19 protein-coding genes are annotated in these 20,282 nt (G+C 39.7%); 3 read left to right on the forward strand and 16 right to left on the reverse strand.

Translation table 11 applies throughout. From position 1 onward, the window contains the following. Positions 1-311: 311 nt before the first annotated feature. On the forward strand, positions 312-1,517 hold the full coding sequence (locus tag KGF34_RS04515; RefSeq protein ID WP_252558941.1) for an ISL3 family transposase: 1,206 nt from the start codon (positions 312-314) through the stop codon (positions 1,515-1,517). A gap of 87 nt (positions 1,518-1,604) precedes the next feature. Here the strand turns inward: KGF34_RS04515 and KGF34_RS04520 are convergent, their stop codons facing one another. Continuing rightward, a complete protein-coding gene (locus tag KGF34_RS04520; protein WP_252559972.1) occupies positions 1,605-3,362 on the reverse strand; it encodes a dockerin type I domain-containing protein in 1,758 nt (585 codons plus the stop codon). A gap of 244 nt (positions 3,363-3,606) precedes the next feature. On the opposite strand from KGF34_RS04520, the gene KGF34_RS04525 reads away from it, so the two are divergent. Beyond that, positions 3,607-4,983 carry a glycine--tRNA ligase gene (locus tag KGF34_RS04525; RefSeq protein ID WP_252559973.1) on the forward strand — a complete coding sequence of 459 codons (1,377 nt, stop codon included), beginning with the start codon at positions 3,607-3,609 and terminating at the stop codon, positions 4,981-4,983. 125 nt (positions 4,984-5,108) lie between these two features. Here the strand turns inward: KGF34_RS04525 and KGF34_RS04530 are convergent, their stop codons facing one another. The 14 genes from KGF34_RS04530 to KGF34_RS04595 all read right to left on the reverse strand — a co-directional run bounded on the left by KGF34_RS04530 (position 5,109) and on the right by KGF34_RS04595 (position 18,489). After that, positions 5,109-7,454 (reverse strand): ATP-dependent Clp protease ATP-binding subunit, encoded by a 2,346-nt coding sequence (locus KGF34_RS04530; protein ID WP_186934568.1) that lies wholly within the window; start codon positions 7,452-7,454, stop codon positions 5,109-5,111. Positions 7,455-7,621: 167 nt separating this feature from the next. Then, entirely contained in the window at positions 7,622-8,230 is a 609-nt protein-coding gene (locus KGF34_RS04535; protein WP_186934567.1) for a CDP-alcohol phosphatidyltransferase family protein, read from the reverse strand. Between the two features lie 21 nt (positions 8,231-8,251). Beyond that, positions 8,252-8,917 (reverse strand): CvpA family protein, encoded by a 666-nt coding sequence (locus KGF34_RS04540; RefSeq protein WP_195410109.1) that lies wholly within the window; start codon positions 8,915-8,917, stop codon positions 8,252-8,254. A gap of 12 nt (positions 8,918-8,929) precedes the next feature. Beyond that, positions 8,930-10,279: a DUF5711 family protein gene (locus tag KGF34_RS04545; protein WP_249376952.1), complete on the reverse strand. Its 1,350-nt coding sequence runs from the start codon at positions 10,277-10,279 to the stop codon at positions 8,930-8,932. A gap of 30 nt (positions 10,280-10,309) precedes the next feature. Then, positions 10,310-11,077 carry a tRNA pseudouridine(38-40) synthase TruA gene (truA, locus tag KGF34_RS04550; protein ID WP_252559974.1) on the reverse strand — a complete coding sequence of 256 codons (768 nt, stop codon included), beginning with the start codon at positions 11,075-11,077 and terminating at the stop codon, positions 10,310-10,312. Next, positions 11,047-11,859: an energy-coupling factor transporter transmembrane component T gene (locus KGF34_RS04555; RefSeq protein ID WP_252559975.1), complete on the reverse strand. Its 813-nt coding sequence runs from the start codon at positions 11,857-11,859 to the stop codon at positions 11,047-11,049. Before KGF34_RS04555 ends, truA begins: the two co-directional genes overlap by 31 nt. Then, positions 11,859-12,719, reverse strand: a complete 861-nt coding sequence (locus KGF34_RS04560; protein ID WP_022235368.1) for an energy-coupling factor transporter ATPase — start codon at positions 12,717-12,719, stop codon at positions 11,859-11,861. Before KGF34_RS04560 ends, KGF34_RS04555 begins: the two co-directional genes overlap by 1 nt. Beyond that, complete coding sequence (locus KGF34_RS04565; RefSeq protein ID WP_022235367.1) at positions 12,716-13,561, reverse strand: energy-coupling factor transporter ATPase; 846 nt, start codon at positions 13,559-13,561, stop codon at positions 12,716-12,718. The genes KGF34_RS04560 and KGF34_RS04565 overlap by 4 nt, the downstream gene beginning before the upstream one ends. Before the next feature lie 3 nt (positions 13,562-13,564). Then, entirely contained in the window at positions 13,565-14,428 is an 864-nt protein-coding gene (locus KGF34_RS04570) for a class I SAM-dependent methyltransferase (RefSeq protein WP_178586389.1), read from the reverse strand. Next, positions 14,428-15,777: a phosphoglucosamine mutase gene (glmM, locus tag KGF34_RS04575; protein WP_252559976.1), complete on the reverse strand. Its 1,350-nt coding sequence runs from the start codon at positions 15,775-15,777 to the stop codon at positions 14,428-14,430. Before glmM ends, KGF34_RS04570 begins: the two co-directional genes overlap by 1 nt. Before the next feature lie 41 nt (positions 15,778-15,818). Continuing rightward, entirely contained in the window at positions 15,819-16,910 is a 1,092-nt protein-coding gene (gene ruvB, locus KGF34_RS04580) for a Holliday junction branch migration DNA helicase RuvB (RefSeq protein ID WP_252559977.1), read from the reverse strand. 3 nt (positions 16,911-16,913) lie between these two features. Continuing rightward, positions 16,914-17,504, reverse strand: a complete 591-nt coding sequence (gene ruvA / locus KGF34_RS04585; RefSeq protein WP_195410116.1) for a Holliday junction branch migration protein RuvA — start codon at positions 17,502-17,504, stop codon at positions 16,914-16,916. Continuing rightward, positions 17,501-18,013 carry a crossover junction endodeoxyribonuclease RuvC gene (gene ruvC, locus KGF34_RS04590; protein ID WP_022235363.1) on the reverse strand — a complete coding sequence of 171 codons (513 nt, stop codon included), beginning with the start codon at positions 18,011-18,013 and terminating at the stop codon, positions 17,501-17,503. Before ruvC ends, ruvA begins: the two co-directional genes overlap by 4 nt. A 122-nt stretch (positions 18,014-18,135) precedes the next feature. After that, the gene (locus KGF34_RS04595; RefSeq protein WP_252559979.1) at positions 18,136-18,489 is read right to left on the reverse strand and encodes a hypothetical protein; all 354 of its coding nucleotides are present in this window, start codon (positions 18,487-18,489) and stop codon (positions 18,136-18,138) included. A 143-nt stretch (positions 18,490-18,632) separates the two neighbouring features. Here KGF34_RS04595 and KGF34_RS04600 point away from each other — a divergent pair, with 143 nt between their 5' ends. Beyond that, on the forward strand, positions 18,633-19,640 hold the full coding sequence (locus tag KGF34_RS04600) for a DUF2804 family protein (RefSeq protein WP_022235361.1): 1,008 nt from the start codon (positions 18,633-18,635) through the stop codon (positions 19,638-19,640). Positions 19,641-19,698: 58 nt separating this feature from the next. On the opposite strand, the gene KGF34_RS04605 is transcribed toward KGF34_RS04600, so the two are convergent. Beyond that, complete coding sequence (locus KGF34_RS04605) at positions 19,699-20,181, reverse strand: hypothetical protein (protein WP_022235360.1); 483 nt, start codon at positions 20,179-20,181, stop codon at positions 19,699-19,701. Between the last annotated feature and the right edge of the window lie 101 nt (positions 20,182-20,282).

Consider the following 20,282-nt stretch of genomic DNA (forward strand, 5'->3'; position numbering starts at 1 on the left):
TAATATACAGTTAAAAGCTTTGACATAAGTACCACCAATATGATAGATATAATATACTTTATTTTTACAATATTATATTACAACTTAAAGTCAACTTTAAATCAAGAGATTATTTTAAATGTATTATTTTTTTATAAAAAACAGGCGACAGCCTGAGCCATCGCCTGAAATTTAATAAATTATTTTGGCTCTATAATAAATGTTGGGGTAACAAATAGATCCTACAAAAATAATTTTAAAAAAAGTAGAGCATATTTGTCTAAAATCCGTTAAAATGGAATTGACTAGAAACCAGAAACGGAGGAACAAATATGCTCTACAAATATTTTACCGAAAAACTCTTAGGATTGCAAGATGTTGATATAGAAAAAATTGAAGAAATTGATAATTCAATCCATATTAACTGCCGGTTAAAACGAAAACCTCACAAATGTCCTTGCTGTGGCAATTTAACTGATAAGGTTCACGATTATCGTGAACAGCCTATAAAGGATATTCCTGCCTTTGGCAAGCACATCTTTATTCATCTTTATAAGCGTCGATATCGTTGCTCCTGTGGCAAGCGTTTCCCTGAAAATGTCGATTTCCTCCCTCGTTATCATCGTATGACTAACAGATTGTCTTTGTATATCATTGACAAATTGAGAAATGAAGTTTCTTTTTCAAGCGTTGCAAGAGAGGTTAACCTCTCTGTAAGCTCCGTAATCAGGGTTTTTGATTTAGTTTCCTACGCTCCTAAAAAGCTCCCATCTGCTATTTCTATTGATGAATTTAAAGGCAATACGAACAGTGAAAAGTATCAATGTATTCTCACCGATCCTGTCAACAAGGTTGTTTTGGACATTCTTCCAAAAAGATATGCGCATTTCCTAACTGAGTATTTTAACCATTTTGATAAGTCACAGCGTGACAAGGTTCAGTTTTTTGTCAGTGATATGTGGAAACCCTACTCTAATATTTCTTCTGTGTGGTTTAAAAATGCCTCACAGATTGTTGATAAATACCATTGGATACGGCAAGTTATCTGGGCTTTTGAGGCTGTTCGTAAGCAGGAACAAAAGAAATTCAGCAAATCTCATCGCAGATACTTCAAGCAATCAAGACAGCTTTTACTAAAAAGATTTGACCTCCTTTCTGACGAACAAAAACAACAGGTAAATGTTATGCTTTTTACTTCTCCAACTCTTTCTACTGCTCATTTTTACAAAGAGGATTTCCTTAAAATCCTTGATTGCAAAGACCGACAGTCTGCAAAAACAGCTTTTTCTGATTGGATAAATTCTGCTTTAGACTGTGGTATTGCACAATTTGTAAAATGTGCTAACTCTATGCTCAATTGGCTTCCAGGTATTCTGAATTCTTTTTCTTCTGCTATCACCAACGGTTTTACCGAAGGCTGCAACAACAAGATTAAGGTACTTAAGCGTAATGCTTATGGTTACAGAAATTTTAAGCGTTTCCGTAACCGTATTTTACATATGTTTTCTCACCAAATGCAAAAACAAGCGATAGCTTGATTTACTATCGCTTGTTCGTTTCAATTCTTCTTTTTCGGGTTTACCCCAACTATTGACATAGAGCCATTATTTTATTTAATCAGCAGATTAAGCAATATTCTCAAGAACCTTGCCTGCATTGCCTGTTCCGTCAAAACCGCCTGCAACATACTTCTGGATAGCAGTTACATCAAGAACATTGATTTTGCCATTGCCGTCAACATCAGCAACTGCCTCATTAACAGTTACATCAGCATATTTAGCAATAAACATCTGGAGAGTTGTGACGTCGTTAGCATCAATCTTGCCGTCGCCGGTTACATCGCCAATATATGTCTTAGGTACAGTATCTGTAACAGTAACAGTTACAACTGCACCTGTCTTTGTAGCATAGCTGAAGTTTGAAAGGTCAATTCTGAGTGTTACATCAGCAAGCTCATATGGTACATTTACAGTGATGTTCTGACCGTTGTATACAGCGTCAAATGCAACGCCGGATTCAGGTGTGAAGCCCTCTTCTGCACTGCCCCAGCTGTCAGCCCATGTGCCGTTAGCTGCGAACTTAACCTGGTAGTTGTCAAACTCAGGTACATTGTGATATGTAATCTCATAAACCTTGTCTGCAACCTGCTCCATCGCATTAGCTGTTGGATCCCAAGCTACGCCGTTTAACCATGATTCATCATCAGGATCACCGTTACCAACAGCATTCATGCTTGTGATTTCAATATCTGTAACAAGCTTTACTGCATCGCCTGTTACTGTAATTTCGCTTGTTGATGGGTTGTATGTAACAGTAACATCACATGTATCTGTTACATCAAATGTTATATTATTGCCTGTAGCATCGCCAATCCAGTTCTGCTCGCCGTTAGCTGTATTCTCAGCAACTTTAACCTGGAGCTTTTCAGCAGGAGCAACTCCGCTAAATACCTTTGTATATGTACCGTCAGCATTCTTTGTCATTACATTTTCAGGAGCTTCTTCCGGGCTACCCTTCCATAAAACACCGCAAAGCTCTTCTGAACCTGCTACTACATATGTAGATTCAGCTTCAGGTGTAACGCCGAGGTATTCAGCAATTTTTTCAGCAGATGCTGTGTTAGGATATGTTTCAGGATCAGCAAGCTCATCGGCATACTTAGATACATATAAATCGTAAACATCCTTAGGAGCTGCATTGATGAACTCGTTTGCACAAGTTTCCTGTACCTTTTCAGGAGTAAGGATAGAAGCATTCTTTACACCATAGTCATGGAGGAACTGAGCTACCATTTCTTCAGCTGTGATACTTGTAGGAATGCTCTCGCCTACTACACGACCTGTTGATGTGATTTCGAGCTTAGGACCGTAAACAGCGGCATTAGCTTCGCTCTTCCAAACTGATCTATAGTCCTTTTTCTGTGAGTCTTGAGAGTTTTCGTATGTTTCGCCTGTAACAACAATTGTATCGCCGTAGCATGACTTGCCCATGGTTACATTACATGTCTGATAGCCCTTGTCGCCTACAATTGAGAAAATAGCTACATAATCCGCACCATCTTTAAGCGTTCTTTTATATTTTGCATCAATATCGTACGAATAGATGTTGCCACTGACATATTTACAAACCTCACCCTTTGTCTGCCATGACGTTTCCTTATAATCAGGATCCCCGGCAATTGCATATGTATGAGCGTAAACCTTAAGTGCACTTACATCTGTTTTTACTAAAGCGTCTGCCCAAATCTCGGTCGGAACTTCAAAATAAATTTTTGTGTCGGTTACATCTTCAGCTGCTGATACTGAAAAAGCGGTTACGGCAGATGTAGAAAATGCCATAAGTCCTGCAACTGTAAGACTGAGAACCTTATTTGTTTTTCTCATTGGAAAATCCTCCTTTTATTTACTCAAATTTGTGAGTATAATTATTATACACTATTTTTTAAAGAAATGCAAGGTATTTTATATAAATTAATAAATTTTTTATCAAAATTTTAACAACTATTTTAACAACTAAATAAAAGTATATTACCACATTTTAATTGACATAAGCGGCAGTTTGTAGTATTATTTAATAGTATAATTTTATGTATATGATTTTGTAAATATTTGAAATGAGGTTACAGATATGGACAATTCAAAAAAGACTATGGACAAAATTGTTGCTCTTTGTAAAGGCAGAGGCTTTGTATATCCGGGTTCGGAAATATACGGCGGACTTGCAAACACATGGGACTACGGCCCACTCGGTATGGCTCTCAAGAATAATATCAAGCAGGCTTGGCTTAAAAAGTTTGTTCAGGAAAACAAGTATAATGTAGGGCTTGACTCTGCAATTCTTATGAATCCGCAGACATGGGTAGCTTCGGGTCACCTCGGCGGTTTCTCTGACCCGCTTATGGATTGTAAGGAATGTAAAACCCGTCACCGTGCAGACAACCTTATCGAAGATTTTGACGGTACAAATGTAAGCGGCTGGTCAAACGAGAAAATGACTGAATATATTAAAGAAAAGCAAATTCCTTGCCCACAGTGCGGTAAGCACAACTTTACAGACATCCGTCAGTTCAACCTTATGTTTAAAACATTCCAGGGTGTTACAGAGGACAGCAAAAACGAAATTTATCTTCGTCCGGAAACTGCACAGGGTATTTTCGTAAACTTTGCAAACATTCAGAGAACAAGCCGTAAGAAAGTACCTTTCGGCGTTGCGCAGATCGGTAAGTCTTTCAGAAACGAGATTACACCGGGCAACTTTATTTTCCGTGTTCGTGAATTTGAGCAGATGGAACTTGAGTTCTTCTGCAAGCCGGGTACAGACCTTGAGTGGTTTGAATACTGGAGAGGTTTCTGCCGTGACTGGCTCTACTCACTTGGTATGAAAGCCGAAAACTTAAGACTTCGTGACCATGCAAAAGAAGAGCTTTGCTTCTATTCAAAAGCTACTACAGACTTTGAATACCTCTTCCCATTCGGTTGGGGCGAACTTTGGGGCGTTGCTGACAGAACCGACTATGACCTTACACAGCATATGAAGACAAGCGGCAAGTCACTTGAATACTTTGACCCACAGACAAATGAAAAGTACATTCCATATGTAATTGAACCGTCACTCGGTGTTGAGCGTCTGTTCCTTGCAATTGTGGTTGAGGCTTACGATGAAGAAGTTATCGACGAGAAAGACACAAGAGTTGTTCTCCACCTCCACCCTGCACTTGCACCGTTCAAGGCAACTGTTCTTCCTCTTTCTAAAAAGCTCAACGATAAAGCACAGGAAGTTTATGATATGCTTGCCAAAGACTTTATGGTTGATTACGATGATGCAGGTTCAATCGGTAAGCGTTACAGAAGACAGGACGAAATCGGTACACCGTTCTGCATCACATATGACTTTGAATCAGTTGATGACGGCTGCGTGACAGTCCGTGATCGTGACACAATGGCTCAAGAAAGAGTTGCTATCGACAAACTTAACGAGTACATTTCAGAAAAAATTAAATTCTGATTTTCTTAGCAAACAAGATCAAATAAAAAAACGACTGCATTATAACCGAAAGGTAGAAATGCAGTCGTTTTTTTATTTAGGCTGTTTTTTACAGCTCCTTTAATTATTAACTATAAATAAATTTATTAAACCGACTCAAGTTTAATGCTTTCGCCGTCAGATGTAATATTAATTGCTGAAAGCGATGCCGAGCCTGCCTCTATCATTGCGTTGGCAATCTTTTCTTCTACTTCTCTTCTGATAGTATTTCTAAGATCTCTTGCACCACTGCTGCCGTTGCAAGATTTTTTTGCAAGGTACTCGCAAGCCTTTTCATCAAAGCTAAACTTGATGTGCTTTTCTTCCATTGTAGGAACATACTCTGAAAGCATAAGGTTGGCTATCTTTACAAAATCATCTTCCTTAAGGCTGTTAAATACAATGATTTCATCAACACGGGCAATAAACTCTGGGCGAAGAAACTCTGAAAGAGCCTTCATTACCTTTTCTTTAGACGCCTCTTCCGATGACTTACCGAAGCCGAGAGCATTCTCTTTATTTGCCGAACCTGCATTAGAAGTCATTACAATTACAGTATTCTCAAAGTTTACTGCTCTGCCGTGCGCGTCTGTAACTTTACCTTCATCGAGAATCTGAAGAAGAATGTTGAGTACATCAGGATGTGCTTTTTCGATTTCATCGAAAAGAAGTACGGAGTACGGTCTGCGTCTTACTTTTTCCGTAACCTGTCCTGCCTCATCATAACCTACATATCCCGGAGGTGAACCGATAATCTTAGACACGGAGTGTTTCTCCATAAATTCCGACATATCAAGTCGTATGAGAGTTTCGGGAGTATCGAAAAGTTCCTGACTGAGTACCTTTACAAGTTCGGTTTTACCGACGCCTGTAGGACCTACGAAAATAAACGATGCAGGTCTGCGTCTTGGAGAAATCTGCACTCTGCTGCGTTTAATTGCAGATGCGAGAACTTCCACCGCCTCGTCCTGACCGATAATTTTCTTTTTAAGAGCATCTTCAATACCTGCAAGTTTAGCAAGTTCGTTTTCTCTGATTCTTGATGCAGGGATACCTGTCCACAATTCGATTACTGTAGCAATATCTTCTTCTGTAACCTTAGAAACAAGGGTTTCAGGGTCAATTTTTGAAAGTTCAGAATCAACTCTTGCAAGAGCGGTATTTACATTTGCAAGTTTTTCGTAGTCGATTTCATCAGCAGTGGAGATTGCCTCTTTCTGCAAATTAAGTTTTTGCTGTTCGTCAATAAGTTTGTCGTGTTTTTCCATATTTTTATTACGGAGAGCGGCACACGCACAGCTTTCGTCAAGAAGGTCGATTGCTTTATCAGGTAGAAATCTGTCTGTAATGTATCTCTCTGAAAGCACAACAGTCTTGCGTACAATTTCATTATCAACAGTAACGTGGTGATGCTGTTCATAATATCCTTTTACGCCTGCAATAATGTCAACAGTCTGCGCAATAGTAGGCTCGCCTACCTTTACAGGCTGGAAACGCCTCTCAAGCGCAGAGTCTTTTTCAATATATTTTCTGTATTCGTTAAATGTGGTTGCACCGATAACCTGAACCTCGCCTCTTGAAAGTGCGGGTTTAAGAATATTGGCAGCATTCATTGTTCCCTCATTATCACCTGTACCGACAAGTGTATGTACTTCATCAATGAAAAGAATAATATTTCCGTTTTCCTTAACCTCGGCAACAAGTCCTTTAATACGGCTTTCAAACTGTCCTCTGAACTGTGTTCCCGCAACAAGTGAAGCAAGGTCAAGAAGATGAATTTCTTTATTCTTAAGGCGCTGCGGAACATTGCCGTCTGCAATTCTTAAAGCAAGCCCCTCTGCAATCGCTGTTTTACCTACACCCGGCTCACCGATGAGACAAGGGTTATTCTTTGTACGGCGTGAAAGAATCTGAATAACACGCTCAATTTCTTTATCTCTGCCGACAATATTGTCAATTTTGCCCTCTCTTGCCTTTCTGGTAAGATCCTCACAATAAAGGTTGAGGTGTTTTCTGTTTTTATCTTTTTTCTCTTTCTTTTTGCCACCGCTCTTAGCGGAACCGTCGGTATTGTTTTCACCGTTTTTAGCACCGAAAATATTATTGAAGAAAGCCGGGAATGTCGGTGCGCCGTGTGAGAAATCATCGTCCTCACTGCCTCCGTCTTCGCCTAACTCGCCCATACTTTCAGCAAGGTTGTCTGCACCAAGCTGCTGCATAAGTTGAGAAAGGTCGCCGTTTTCACCCATATTCTCCATAAGGGAATCCATCTGATCCTGCACATTTTCAAGATCATCATCTGAAATTCCCATCTTATTTATTAAGTCCTCAACAGGCTTTATGCCAAGCTCTTTTGCACAAGTAAGGCAATAACCCTTTGTGGCTTCATCCTGTGGATTGTTTGTTGAAACAAAAACGACAGCAGGTCGTTTTCCGCATCTGCTACAAAGCATAGTCTGCTCCTTTATACATAAATTATTTAAGCGATAAACAATACCGCAAGTTTAAACATCGTTAAAATTAAACACTATTTAAATCTGTTACCATATATAATATATCATAACAGAAAATTTTGCAATTCTTTTTTGTCGTTTTTTCTAAATTTTTTAGTAAAATGAGATTATTGTTTGCTTTTTTCTTTCTTTTTTGCCTTGTCCTCTTTTATAAGTGCCATATAAATCTTAGCATATCTGTAAAGAGCGTAAAGCATAACAACAGCTGTAATCGAAAGTAAAATATCGTCTATTAACAAATTTTCGTAATTTATAACCGCCTTTAAAAAGACTATTATACATACAGCAAAATAAAAAACTATTGTTGCAAGTTTACCAAACCATTCGGCGGCAGGAGGAGTTATTTTCCTTTTTAAAAGAGAAACACCGCCAATCAGCATTGCCACATCTTTTGCTATTAAGACTACAAGAATCGGTATTACATTAGGCGCATAAAAAGCCATACAAAACATAACCGAAATTAAAGTAATTTTATCCGCAATAGGATCAAGCAGCTTTCCGAGTTGAGTTACCTGATTTAATTTTCTTGCAAAAAATCCGTCAAGACAATCCGAAATACCCGACAAACCAATACATATTGCTGACTCCAAATATTTTTCATTTAAAAACAAAATAACAAACGGTACGACAAGTGCAAATCTCAAATATGTAAGTATGTTCGGTACTGTCCATAAATCTGATTTTTGCTTAATTATCTTTTTATTTTCGTTGTCCATTTTCATTCCCCTTTATTATATTCAGCGTTTGAAAATTGAAAAAGCAACTCCGCTTATTCCCTCATTGAGCACAGCGGTTGAATTTGTAAAGTCCATTATTACCGCAAGCACTGCAAGGCATATTAAAGCAACAACTATACCCTCGGCAGCACCGAAAACACCGCCGAGCACTCTGTTAATCGGACTTATTACAGGTAATTCAAATAATTTATTTACAAGTTTAATAATCAATTTAAAAATAATTATCAAAAGTATAAATAATATTATTGCAATAAAAAATGAGAATATACCCGTTACAATAGGTTTTACAAAATTATCGGTAACCTGAACGGCTGTAAGTTTAGCTGTTGATGCCGTTCCCACAAAGCAATCTACAAGTCTTTGTTCATCAAAATTAAACAGGTTGCAGAAAAAAGAAACTACAGAAGACACCCATCCCGGCAAATCGCCGAGTGCACTGTTTACGGAAATTTCTGTATTTGTTACCGCATTGTTGAGGTTTGCTATTAAATCATTTCTGACGAAAGAATTAAAAATCCAGTCCGATATTACACCCGAAAGCAAATTTGAGAGTATAGCCGAAGCTACAACCGCAGCTATATTCATAATTGCTCTTGCAAAACCTCTGATTGCTCCGCTGATAATAAAGATAATTATAACAGCAAGAAAAATTATGTCAAGTATCATAAATTCCCCTCTTTAGGCTTTATCATCAGTCGCAACTTTCTCGGTTGCTTTCTGATTATTGTTAAGTTCAATAAATCTTATCTGATTTACACTCAGCACATAAGCTGTAGTATCGGAAGAAAGAATTATATTTTTAGAACCTGCGCCCGTTTCGGTTGCGAATACTTTATCGCCCTTTGTATTGTAAACATTTGCGGTATTTCCGTCAAGCAAAGCGATTTTGTCCTTGTAAACCGAAATGGCGTCAGCTTTGCTGTCTGTATCGATTTTAGATTTTTGAGAGCCGTTTGAATCATATGTATAAACCGAGCAACTTCTGCCGTCGCCGCTTCTTGAGAGTGCAACCGCATATGTCAATGTATCCATATTAAAATAATAATTTGAAAGTGTCATTGACTCATAAGAATTTGTTACAAAATTCTCATCGCCTTTTTTTACAACATAAGACGCTGTATTGCCCACAAGTGCAACTCTGTTGTCGGTCAAATATTTTGATGCGATAATTACATCGCCGTCAATTTTTATAACCTGTTCAGGCTCTTGCTTTGAAAAATCGAGCATATATACTGCGGAAATGACTTTACCGTTTTCAGTAGTTATACCCGTTGCGGCACAGCCTGTACCGTTACTGTTTAATGTAACCGAAGTAATATAATATTCCGAAAAAGAATATTTGAAAATTCTGTTATTATCTTTATTAAAAGCCAAAAGTGTAGAAAGATAACCGTTGCCCTCGGTAACAATTGCATATACACCGTTAGATGCAATATCGGCAGTGTAAATATCATCATCCGTATTTGATGCAAAAAGCTGCTTATCAAGCGAGTTTACTTCGTATCCTTTGCCGCCGAGGTCATATGTAAGGAACATATTTTTGTTGCTTACGAGAATCGGCTTTGAATACTTAAGCTGTGTACTGAATATATCACTTCCCGATGAATTTAAAGTGACAAAGGAAGTATCAGATGCATAAGCTATGTGTCCGTCAGAAAGCACAAAGTTATTTGTATTAACCTCTGTTCCCGTAATAGATACGGGATATCCGTTACCCGCATTGCCGAGTACATCGTATGTCCACCAGTTTGCAATACTTTCGGGCGAAAGTCTGTCTCTGTTGGCAAAAGCAAATACTACAAGTCCTGCCGCAAGTACCACACATACGGAAATAATTATTTTCTTGACTGCCGCAGGCGACATTTCTGTTTTTTCAAGTTCATAGTCCTCAAGCGGTACATCTTCGTAACTTATAACATCACGGTCAGTCTTTTTTGCTTTTGTTTCGGCAAAGCGATGGCCTTTTGACTTTGGTTTTGATTTTGTTTTTGAATTATCTTTAGATTTCTCAAATTTACCGGAAAACATTTCTGTTCACTCCTTCAGGTAAATAACCCCTTAATCGTAATTAACCCTGTTAAGATACAGACCACAGGGCTGTGCTGTAGGGCCTGCAAATTTTCTGTCTTTTTTTTCGATTATACCCGCAATTCCGTCAACAGGTATCTTTCCCTGCTGAATCCTTAAAAGAGTACCGACCATAATTCTTACCATATTATAAAGGAATCCGTCAGCCTCTACTTTAATAGTTACAAGATTACCCTCTCTTGTAACCGAAAAAGCTTTTACTGTTCGTGTCATATCTCCTTTTTCTCTGCTGTCGAGAGTGCAAAAAGAAGTAAAATCGTGAGTACCCACATAAGCCTGAGCCGCACTGTTAAGCATATCTTCGTCAAGCTTATATCTGTAATGAAGAGCATAACCGTCAAGAAACGGATTTCGCACTTCGGTGTTCCATATTTTATAAATATATTCCTTGCTTGTGCAACTGTATCTTGCGTGAAAATCAATGTCTGCCTCTTCACAGTCAAGCACCGCAATACTAAGCGGCAACCATCGGTTTAATGCCGCTTTTAACCTTACATCGGCAATCGGATGTGAAGTTTTGAGGCTTATACAGTACATATTTGCGTGAACTCCGCTGTCCGTACGGCTGCACCCTTTTAAATCAAAATCATCACCGATAATTTTAGACAATGCAGTCTGAAAAGCCTCCTGCACAGTCATTGCGTTGTTCTGAATCTGCCAACCGTGGAACTGCCTGCCGTCATATGAAATTGTAAGTTTAAAATTTCTTAAAGTGCTGCCGGAATCAATATGTTGCATAAAACCACTCCGCAAATTACAAGTCCAACTGTTATCAAACCGATAACATCTCGTTTTGCCATATGAATACTCTTCATTCTTGTTCTGCCCTCGCCGCCGTGATAGCAACGACATTCCATAGCTGTTGCAAGGTCATACGCTCTTCTGAACGATGAAACAAACAACGGAACAAGAATAGGAATCAATGCTTTTATTCGTGCAATGACATTACCGCCCTCAAGGTCTGCTCCTCTTGCTTTCTGCGCCTGCATAATTTTATCGGTTTCTTCAAGCAAAGTAGGCACAAATCGCAGTGCAAGCGACATCATCATAGCAATTTCGTGTACAGGAAAATGTACTTTATTTAAAGGCTTCATCAATCTTTCGATTGCGTCCGTAAGCTCTGTCGGAGATGTTGTAAAAGTAAGAGCAGAGCTTGCGAGAATAAGACAAATAATTCTAACCGTTACAAACACGGAACGGTTAATTCCGTTGACCGTAATTTTAATTATTCCCCACTGCCATATCGGATCTCCCGTACCGTAAAACAGATTTAATATTGAAGTTACTATTACTATGAAAATAATAATTTTTAAACTTTTAAAATAAAACTTTACAGGCACTCCGCTCATAAGAACTATAGCGGCTGTGCATACTGCCACAACGGCAAGAGCGGCATAGTTAAATGTGCAGAACACAAGCACCAGAAAAGCAATAAGCATAATAATTTTTGCTCGTGGGTCAAGTTTGTGTATAAGGCTCTTTGCGGGGAAATACTGACCGAAAGCTACATCTCTTACCATTACCTTGCCTCCTTTTTTATAAAAGGAAGAAGGTAATCAACCGCTGAATCAACAGTCAGTATGCCCTCAGGCACATCTACTCCCCTTTTTCTGAGCTGTGACATTATTTTTGTTATCTGCGGAATACGCAGACCTATTTTTTCAAGCTCGTCACCTCTCGCAAAAACCTTTTGAGTTTCGTCAAACATAACGAGCTTTGATTTATTCATAACCACAATTCTGTCTGCCACACGGGCAATGTCCTCCATACTGTGAGAAACAAGCAGAACCGTGTTCTGTCTTTCTTTGTGATAGCGTACTATCTGACTTAAAAGTACATCTCTGCCCATCGGGTCAAGTCCTGCCGTCGGTTCGTCAAGCACGAGAACATCAGGGTCCATTGCTATTACACCGGCAATAGCCGCTCTGCGCTTTTCTCCGCCCGACAAGTCAAAAGGTGATTTATACAAAAGTTCGTCCTTTATGCCCGTAAATTTTGCGGCTCTGCGAACCTCTTTGTCAATTTCTTCTTGTGAAAGTCCTTTGTTGAAAGGGCCGAAAGAAATATCTTTGTATACGGTTTCTTCAAAAAGCTGATATTCGGGATACTGAAAAACCATACCCACTTTAAAGCGTATTTTACGAATTTCCTTTGGCTTGTCCCATATATCAACTCCGTCAAGCAAAACCTGACCGCTTGTCGGTTTCATAAGTCCGTTAAGCATTTGCACAAGCGTTGACTTACCCGAACCGGTATGACCGATAATTCCGATAAGTTCTCCCTTGTTTACGGAAAAACTGACATCATTAACCGCCTTTTTTTCAAAAGGTGTTCCTACTCCGTAGGTGTAGCAAATATTCTTTAGTTCAAGGATACTCATTTCAACACCTCCATAAGCAAATCAACACATTCGTCACTGTCAAGCGGCATTTTGTCAATTTTCGCACCGCAGCCGATAAGTCGGTAGACAAGCTCTGTTGCCTGCGGAACATCAAGTCTGTGCTTTTTCAAAAGTTCAACCTGTGAAAAAACATTGTCGGGTGTTCCCTCTGTGAGCACCTTACCGCTGTCCATTACAATTACTCTGTCGGCAAGTACCGCCTCATCCATATAATGTGTAATAAGCACAACGGTAATACCTTTTTCTTTATTCAATTTTAAAAGGGTTGACATAACCTCTTCTCTGCCGTTCGGGTCAAGCATTGCGGTAGGTTCGTCAAGTACGATGCAGTCAGGCTGCATTGCAAGTATGCCCGCAATAGCAACTCTTTGTTTCTGACCGCCCGAAAGTTTGTAAGGTGCGTCTTTTCTGAAATCGTACATATCAACGGCTTTCAGTGCGTCATCAACCCTACGCCTTATTTCAGACGGTTCAACTCCGAGGTTTTCCGGACCAAACGCAACATCTTCTTCAACAACGCTTGCTACAAGCTGATTGTCGGGATTTTGCAGTACAAGACCTACCTTTTTGCGAATATCAAGAGTTTTTTCTTCATCTGCCGTATCGTCGCCGTCAACAAATACTTTTCCTTTGTCGGGAACAAGCATTGCATTCAGATGTTTGGCGACAGTTGATTTTCCGCATCCGTTATGACCAAGCAAGGCTACAAACTCGCCCTTTTCTATTTCCAAAGACACGCCGTCAACTGCATTTACTATAGGCTGACCCTCGTCTTCGGACATATAAGAAAAAAATATATTTTGAATAGAGATAAACTTCATTAATTACTTCTCCCAGATAGCTGTTGAGCCGCACGGCAGAACAAGTCCTGTGTCAGTTACAGGCAATCCGATTTCACTGCTTGAAACCTTACCGCCGAATTTTGTTTTCAGCAAAACGCCGAGCAAATATTCCATAACCGCAGGCGAAAGACCTGTTGTGTAGGAATTAAGAATAAAGAAAGCAGGGTCATCTGACATAACCTGTCTGCAAAGTTCAACCAACGGATAGAGCTGTTCCTCAAGTTTCCAAACTTCACCGCCCGGACCTCTTCCGTATGACGGCGGATCCATAATGATACCGTCATATCGGTTGCCTCTTCTGATTTCACGCTGAACGAATTTTGCACAATCGTCAACAAGCCATCTTACGGGTTTGTCGGCAATATTACTTGATACAGCGTTTTCCTTTGCCCACTGTACCATACCTTTTGAAGCGTCTACATGACACACGCTTGCACCTGCTTTCATACACGCAAGCGTTGCACAGCCGGTGTAGCCGAAAAGGTTTAATATTTTAAGAGGTCTGCCCTCTTTTTTTATTTTTTCTGCGGCAAAGTCCCAATTCACAGCCTGCTCGGGAAAAACACCCGTGTGTTTAAATCCCATAGGCTTTATGTTAAATGTAAGACTGCCGTAATTTATACTCCATTGTGCGGGGATTTTTTTGTATTGCTCCCAGCTGCCTCCGCCTTTGTTGCTGCGGTGATAGCGTGCGTGAGCCGAATACCAAAGCGGATTTTCCTTTTCTGTTGACCAGATAATCTGCGGATCGGGACGAATTAAAATAATATTGCCCCAACGCTCAAGTCGCTCTCCGTCAGAAGCGTCAATAAGCTCATAATCCTTCCAATTTTCAGATAAACGCATTATGCCAATCTTTCCCTTACTACCTGTGCTGCCTCTTCTGCAAGAGCCTGAATCTGCTCAAGATTTTCGCCCTCAAGCATAACTCTTACGAGTGGTTCCGTACCTGATACACGAACTAAAATTCTGCCTGTGTCGCCAAGAATTTCCGTTACACGATTAATTTCCGCTTTAACTTCCTTATCCGTATAGAAAGAAAGTTTGCCCTCGTTGCTTACCTTAACATTGATAAGTACCTGCGGATAACGCTCCATAATCTTTGCAAGGTCGCTTAGTTTTTCGCCTGTGCGTTTCATAATTGAAAGCAGCATAGCACCCGAAAGTTCACCGTCACCTGTTGTTGAGTGGTCGAGGAAAATAATATGTCCGCTCTGCTCGCCGCCGATATTATAGCCGTTCTGGAGCATTGACTCAAGTACATAACGGTCGCCGACCTTTGTGGAAACAAAATCAATGCCGTTAGCCTCGCAGAATTTTGAAAAGCCCATATTGGTCATAACAGTGCCTACGGCTGTATTCTTTTTAAGTTTGCCGTTCTTCATCATATCGTTTGCACAAATAGCAATGAGAAAGTCACCGTCAACAAGATTACCGTTTTCGTCAACCGCAAGACATCTGTCTGCATCACCGTCAAAAGCAAGACCTGCACTAAGCTTATTTTTGCTTACATATTCCTGTAATTTCTTTGTATGGGTTGAACCGCAGTCTTTGTTGATATTAATACCGTCAGGCTCATCAAAAAGCATATGAACCTTAACACCGAGTTTTGTAAAAAGCTTTTCGGCGGTTCTTGAAGATGAACCGTTTGAGCAGTCAAGAGCAACTTCCATACCGCTTAAATCTTCGCCGACAGCCTCTGCAACATGATTAATATAATCATCAACTGCAGACTCAAGAGTATCTACTCTGCCGATTTCGCCGTCATTTGCTGTCGCATAAGGAACTGCGTGGTCAAGTACGATTTCTTCGATTCTGTTTTCGAGGTCATCTGGGAGTTTGTATCCCTCTGAACTGAAAATTTTGATTCCGTTAAATTCAAACGGGTTGTGAGATGCAGAAATCATTACACCTGCATCTGCATTGTATTTCTTTACAAGATAAGCAACTGCCGGAGTAGGAACTACACCTAAAAGTTTAACATTTGCACCTACCGAGCAAAGACCTGCAATAAGCGCACCCTCAAGCATATCGCCCGAAAGTCTTGTGTCTTTACCGATAAGAATTGTCGGATGCTTAACTTCATCGTTTACAAGCACCATTGCGGCTGCTCTGCCTATATTCATTGCAAGCTCGGCTGTAAGCTCTGTATTAGCCACGCCTCTTGCGCCGTCTGTACCAAAAAGTCTGCCCATAATTGTTTTTCCTCCAAGTTTTGTATTTAAAGTTGTATTTATTAATTTTGTGAGTTTTTATCAAAAAGATTAGGTTGTGTCGGCATTGCATTTACAGCACCTTTCGGAAAATCGTATCCGAGGTGACGGCAAGCCGCCGCCGTAATACATCTGCCTCTCGGTGTTCTGCTTAAAAAACCAATTTGCAGCAGGTACGGCTCATAAACATCTTCAATGGTTACTGCTTCCTCACCGATAGCCGCTGCAAGAGTTTCAACACCGACAGGGCCGCCGTTGTAGAAATTGAGTATAGCCTCAAGCAGGCGTCTGTCGTTTCTGTCAAGACCAAGTTCGTCAATTTCAAGTCTGTCAAGCGCAAGGCGAGCGGTGTCGCAGGTGATGATTCCGTCAGACATAACCTGAGCAAAATCACGCACACGCTTTAAAAGCCTGTTTGCAATTCGTGGCGTACCTCTTGAGCGAGATGCAATTTCAAGTGCGCCGTCAGGCTCGATTTGAATGTCAAGAATACCTGCGCTTCGTGTAACTATTTGCGCAAGCTCCTGCGGAGTGTATAACTCAAGTCTTAAAATAACACCGAATCTGTCACGCAAGGGCGCTGTAAGCTGTCCTGCCCTTGTTGTAGCGCCCACAAGAGTGAATTTTGGCAATGGCAAATGATAAGACGCTGCCATCTGACCCTTGCCTGTAATAATATCTATTGAAAAGTCTTCCATTGACGGATAGAGGATTTCCTCTACCGAACGGCTCAAACGATGAATTTCATCTATAAAAAGCACATCACCCTGATTGAGGTTTGTAAGTAAAGCGGCAAGGTCACCCGGTTTTTCTATTGCAGGACCGGAGGTGATTCTTAAAGAAACTCCGAGTTCGTTTGCAATAATTCCCGCAAGTGTTGTTTTACCGAGTCCGGGAGGGCCGTATAAAAGTACATGGTCAAGCGACTCTCCTCTGATTTTTGCAGCCTCAATAAAAACCTTAAGATTTTCCTTTGCGGTTTCCTGTCCGATATACTCCGAAAGGGTTTTCGGGCGCAAAGGATTATCTCCCTCTATATTGTCTTCAGGGATTTCTGATGTATCAAGTATTCTGTTTTCAAAGTCAAATTCATCCGAAAACTCCGGTTTACTCATTTATCAATTTCTTCCCATCTGTTTTAATGTCATTGCTATAAGCTGTTCAACAGGCAAACCTGCGTCAAAATTTGCAAGAACAGGCGAAACATCGGCAGGTGTATAGCCAAGCACACCGAGTGCCTCTATTGCCTTCGCAACATTTCCGCCGGCAGTCTGCGGCATTTGTACATTGCCCGATTGAGTCTGTTCTGATTTTGCAAGCTTGTCCTTAAGTTCAAGTATAATGCGCTGGGCAATTTTTTTGCCGATGCCTTGCGCTCTTGTAATTGTTTTTATATCATCGGTCGCTATAGCCATAGCTACCTGTTCTGCGGTAAGTTCGGACAAAACAGAAAGTCCCGCTTTAGGACCGACTCCGCTTACGCTTATAAGTGTTTTAAAGGTTGCAAGTTCGTTTTGAGTTGCAAATCCGAACAAATCGACTGCATCTTCACGCACATTAAGGTAGGTATAAAGAGTTACCTCGGAATTAAGTTTGAGCGTTTTTAGGGTATTCATTGTAGTCTGACAAAGGTAACCTACTCCGCCGCACTCAACTACTGCCGCAGAATTTTCCGTATGTATAAGTTTTCCTCTTACCGAATAAATCATTCCCCTATTCTCCTTTCAAACATCGTTCTTCTAAGTGCCGAACCTGCCGCCTGAGCGTGGCAAATAGCTATCGCAAGTGCATCCGCCGTATCATCGGGTTTCGGTACTTCCGACAAATGCAAAAGTTTGCGTGTCATTTCCATAACCTGCGGCTTTTTTGCCTTGCCGTAACCTGTAACGGCAGTTTTTACCTGCAACGGCGTGTATTCGTAAATCGGTATTTTCAGCTTTTGTGCGGCAAGCAGAATAACTCCTCTTGCCTCCGCAACCATAATTGCCGTTTTCTGATTGTTTTGAAAATACAGTTTTTCTATTGCAAGCGCATCGGGGCGGCAACGATTAAGCACATTAAAGATTTCATCATAAATATACTCAAGTCTGTAATTAAAATCCATACCTGCCTGCGTTTCAACCGCACCAAAGCCGAGTGCCTTATAGGTATTTGATTTAAAACCGATTGCACCCCAACCGACTATTGCATAGCCGGGGTCAATCCCGAAAATTACCAAGGCACTACCTCCCAAAATCGCAGTATCGTCATTTTAGCCTATACTACCGCATAATAATTAGCATTATATCACAAAACAATCTAATTATCAATAAAAATGCTCTTTAATTTGAAAAATATAAATTAATTTTCGACCTGTTTTTCAATTTCAATTTGATTTCCGCAATAACCGAGAGTAAGTTTATCTCCGCTTACCGTATAATCAAAATTGTAGCTCTGCTTAAACTCCTTATTAAATATAATAAAACTGTTTTCATCAATTACATATAAACCGTCAATTGTGATTTCGTCCTCACCCGATTTCAGAGTAAGTTTGGCGTTATTATCAGAAAAGCTCAAACTCACCTCCGCACCGCCTTTAAGCACGCCGTGCCAATTTTCACTTGTAAGCTCGTAGCTTTCTCCGGAGGTATCGGCAGTACACGAGCAAAAAATAAAACAAATTATACAGACAAAAACAGCAAAAAACTTTTTCACAAACATCTCTCCCTTCTCTTACAAAATATATTACAAAAAATATTTTATATAACCGTCTTACAAATTTGTTATTTTTCTTGAAAAGCATTATCTGTTTATGATATAGTATATTTGTATGCACATAAAAACTTGGAGGGATAATTTTGCAGTATGAATATACCATGCCACAAAATATTTTTGAAGAAAACGGAGAGGTAATGTGTGCCGGTTGGGCCAAAAAACCTTATTTTAATTTTAACAAAGAACTAAGTAAACAGAATAAACACATAAAAGAGAGCGTAAGTTATTTTTTAAGTACGGGAGAAGTTTCGCTTTATATTTCCACAGAAAACTCAGGTCTTGATTTTTACATAAAAATAGCGCTTGCAAATTTAAAAAACGGCAATGTAATTTCCGATTTTGCCTACAAAAAACAACTTCTCGGCAGAACAGAACTTCCCGAAAGCAAAGAGAGCGGACAGCTTGTTTTTTCAGACAAGCGCATTGAATTTGCCGTAGTAAAGGTTAAAAACGAACGCACCGTAAAATGTAACTTCTATGACTTCGGCGGAAAGGCAGATTTAAGTTTTGAATTTAATATAGATGACAAAAGCGGTGATATTTTAGACCAGGTTGCACCGTTTGAGCGTGACAGAAAGTACTTTTATTTCAAACGCTTTATGCCTGTATTCAGCGCAAGCGGCACAATAAAAGTCGGCAAATCACAATATACGCTAAAAGAAGAAAACACCTCTGTTTATATTGACAGCACATATTATTCAAAGCCAAGACTTCACAGCTACCAGCGACTTACAGCAGATTATATGAGAGGCGAAAACCGTTTTTCGCTTAATCTTGCAAGCAGAGTCGGCGACAACCGCAACGGCAGTGAGAACAGCTTTTTCCTTAACGGAGAATTGCACAAGTTATATAAAATCGAAGTAAAAAATAATGACGGCAGAATTGACCGTCCGTGGTACTTTAAAGGCGGAATTGAAGCAGTCGACATAACATTTAAACCTAACAAAATCGGCGATAAAGCTATGGTTGCGCAGATGGACAACACTTCCGTCACATTCGGCGTATTGTTCGGCAAACTTAAGCGTTACGATTATGACGCACCGCTTGTACTTGACAATATTCCCGCACATATGGTATTTAATGAATTTTAATAACAAAAACAGCCTTGACCGTATTTTCACATACAATCAAGGCTGTAATTTTTTTAAATTATTTTCTTATGTTCTGCTTTTTGTTGTCGTCAGAAGAATCTTTTGTAAATCGTGCAAATATAGCAATGGTTGTCAAAAATGAGATAAGAAGATAAATGAGAATTGAAAGTATGGCACCAAGGCTCATTGCAACGCCTGCAATAGCAAGTATGGCCACAATGCCTGCCGCACAACAAAGTAAAGATACTATATTTTTTATGTTTCTCTCTCTGTCAAAAAGGCAAAAGAAAAATCCGATTACCGGTATAATAATTAAAATAGGAGTGTACATTACATAATTTAAAAATGCATCTCCGAGAGTACCGTCTGCAGTACCGCCGATAAATGACATAAGGTCAAGCACCGAGTAAGAGAAAAATTTGCCGTCTGTAGTTGCACCCTGAATATACGGCATAGAACATAACATAACTAATAATGCATAAAAAATACATTGTGCAATTCTAAATCTTTTTCTTGTTTTATTTTCAGGAATTTTAAGCATTTATATCCTCCGAAATACGAGTATTCAAACACACAGTGCCGAACACCTCAATTTATTGTTGTAAAATTAATTATAACACATAATTTTCAGTTGCACAATAG

This window comes from Ruminococcus sp. FMBCY1, assembly GCF_023921805.1.
Taxonomy (GTDB): Bacteria; Bacillota; Clostridia; order Oscillospirales; family Acutalibacteraceae; genus Ruminococcoides; species Ruminococcoides intestinale_A.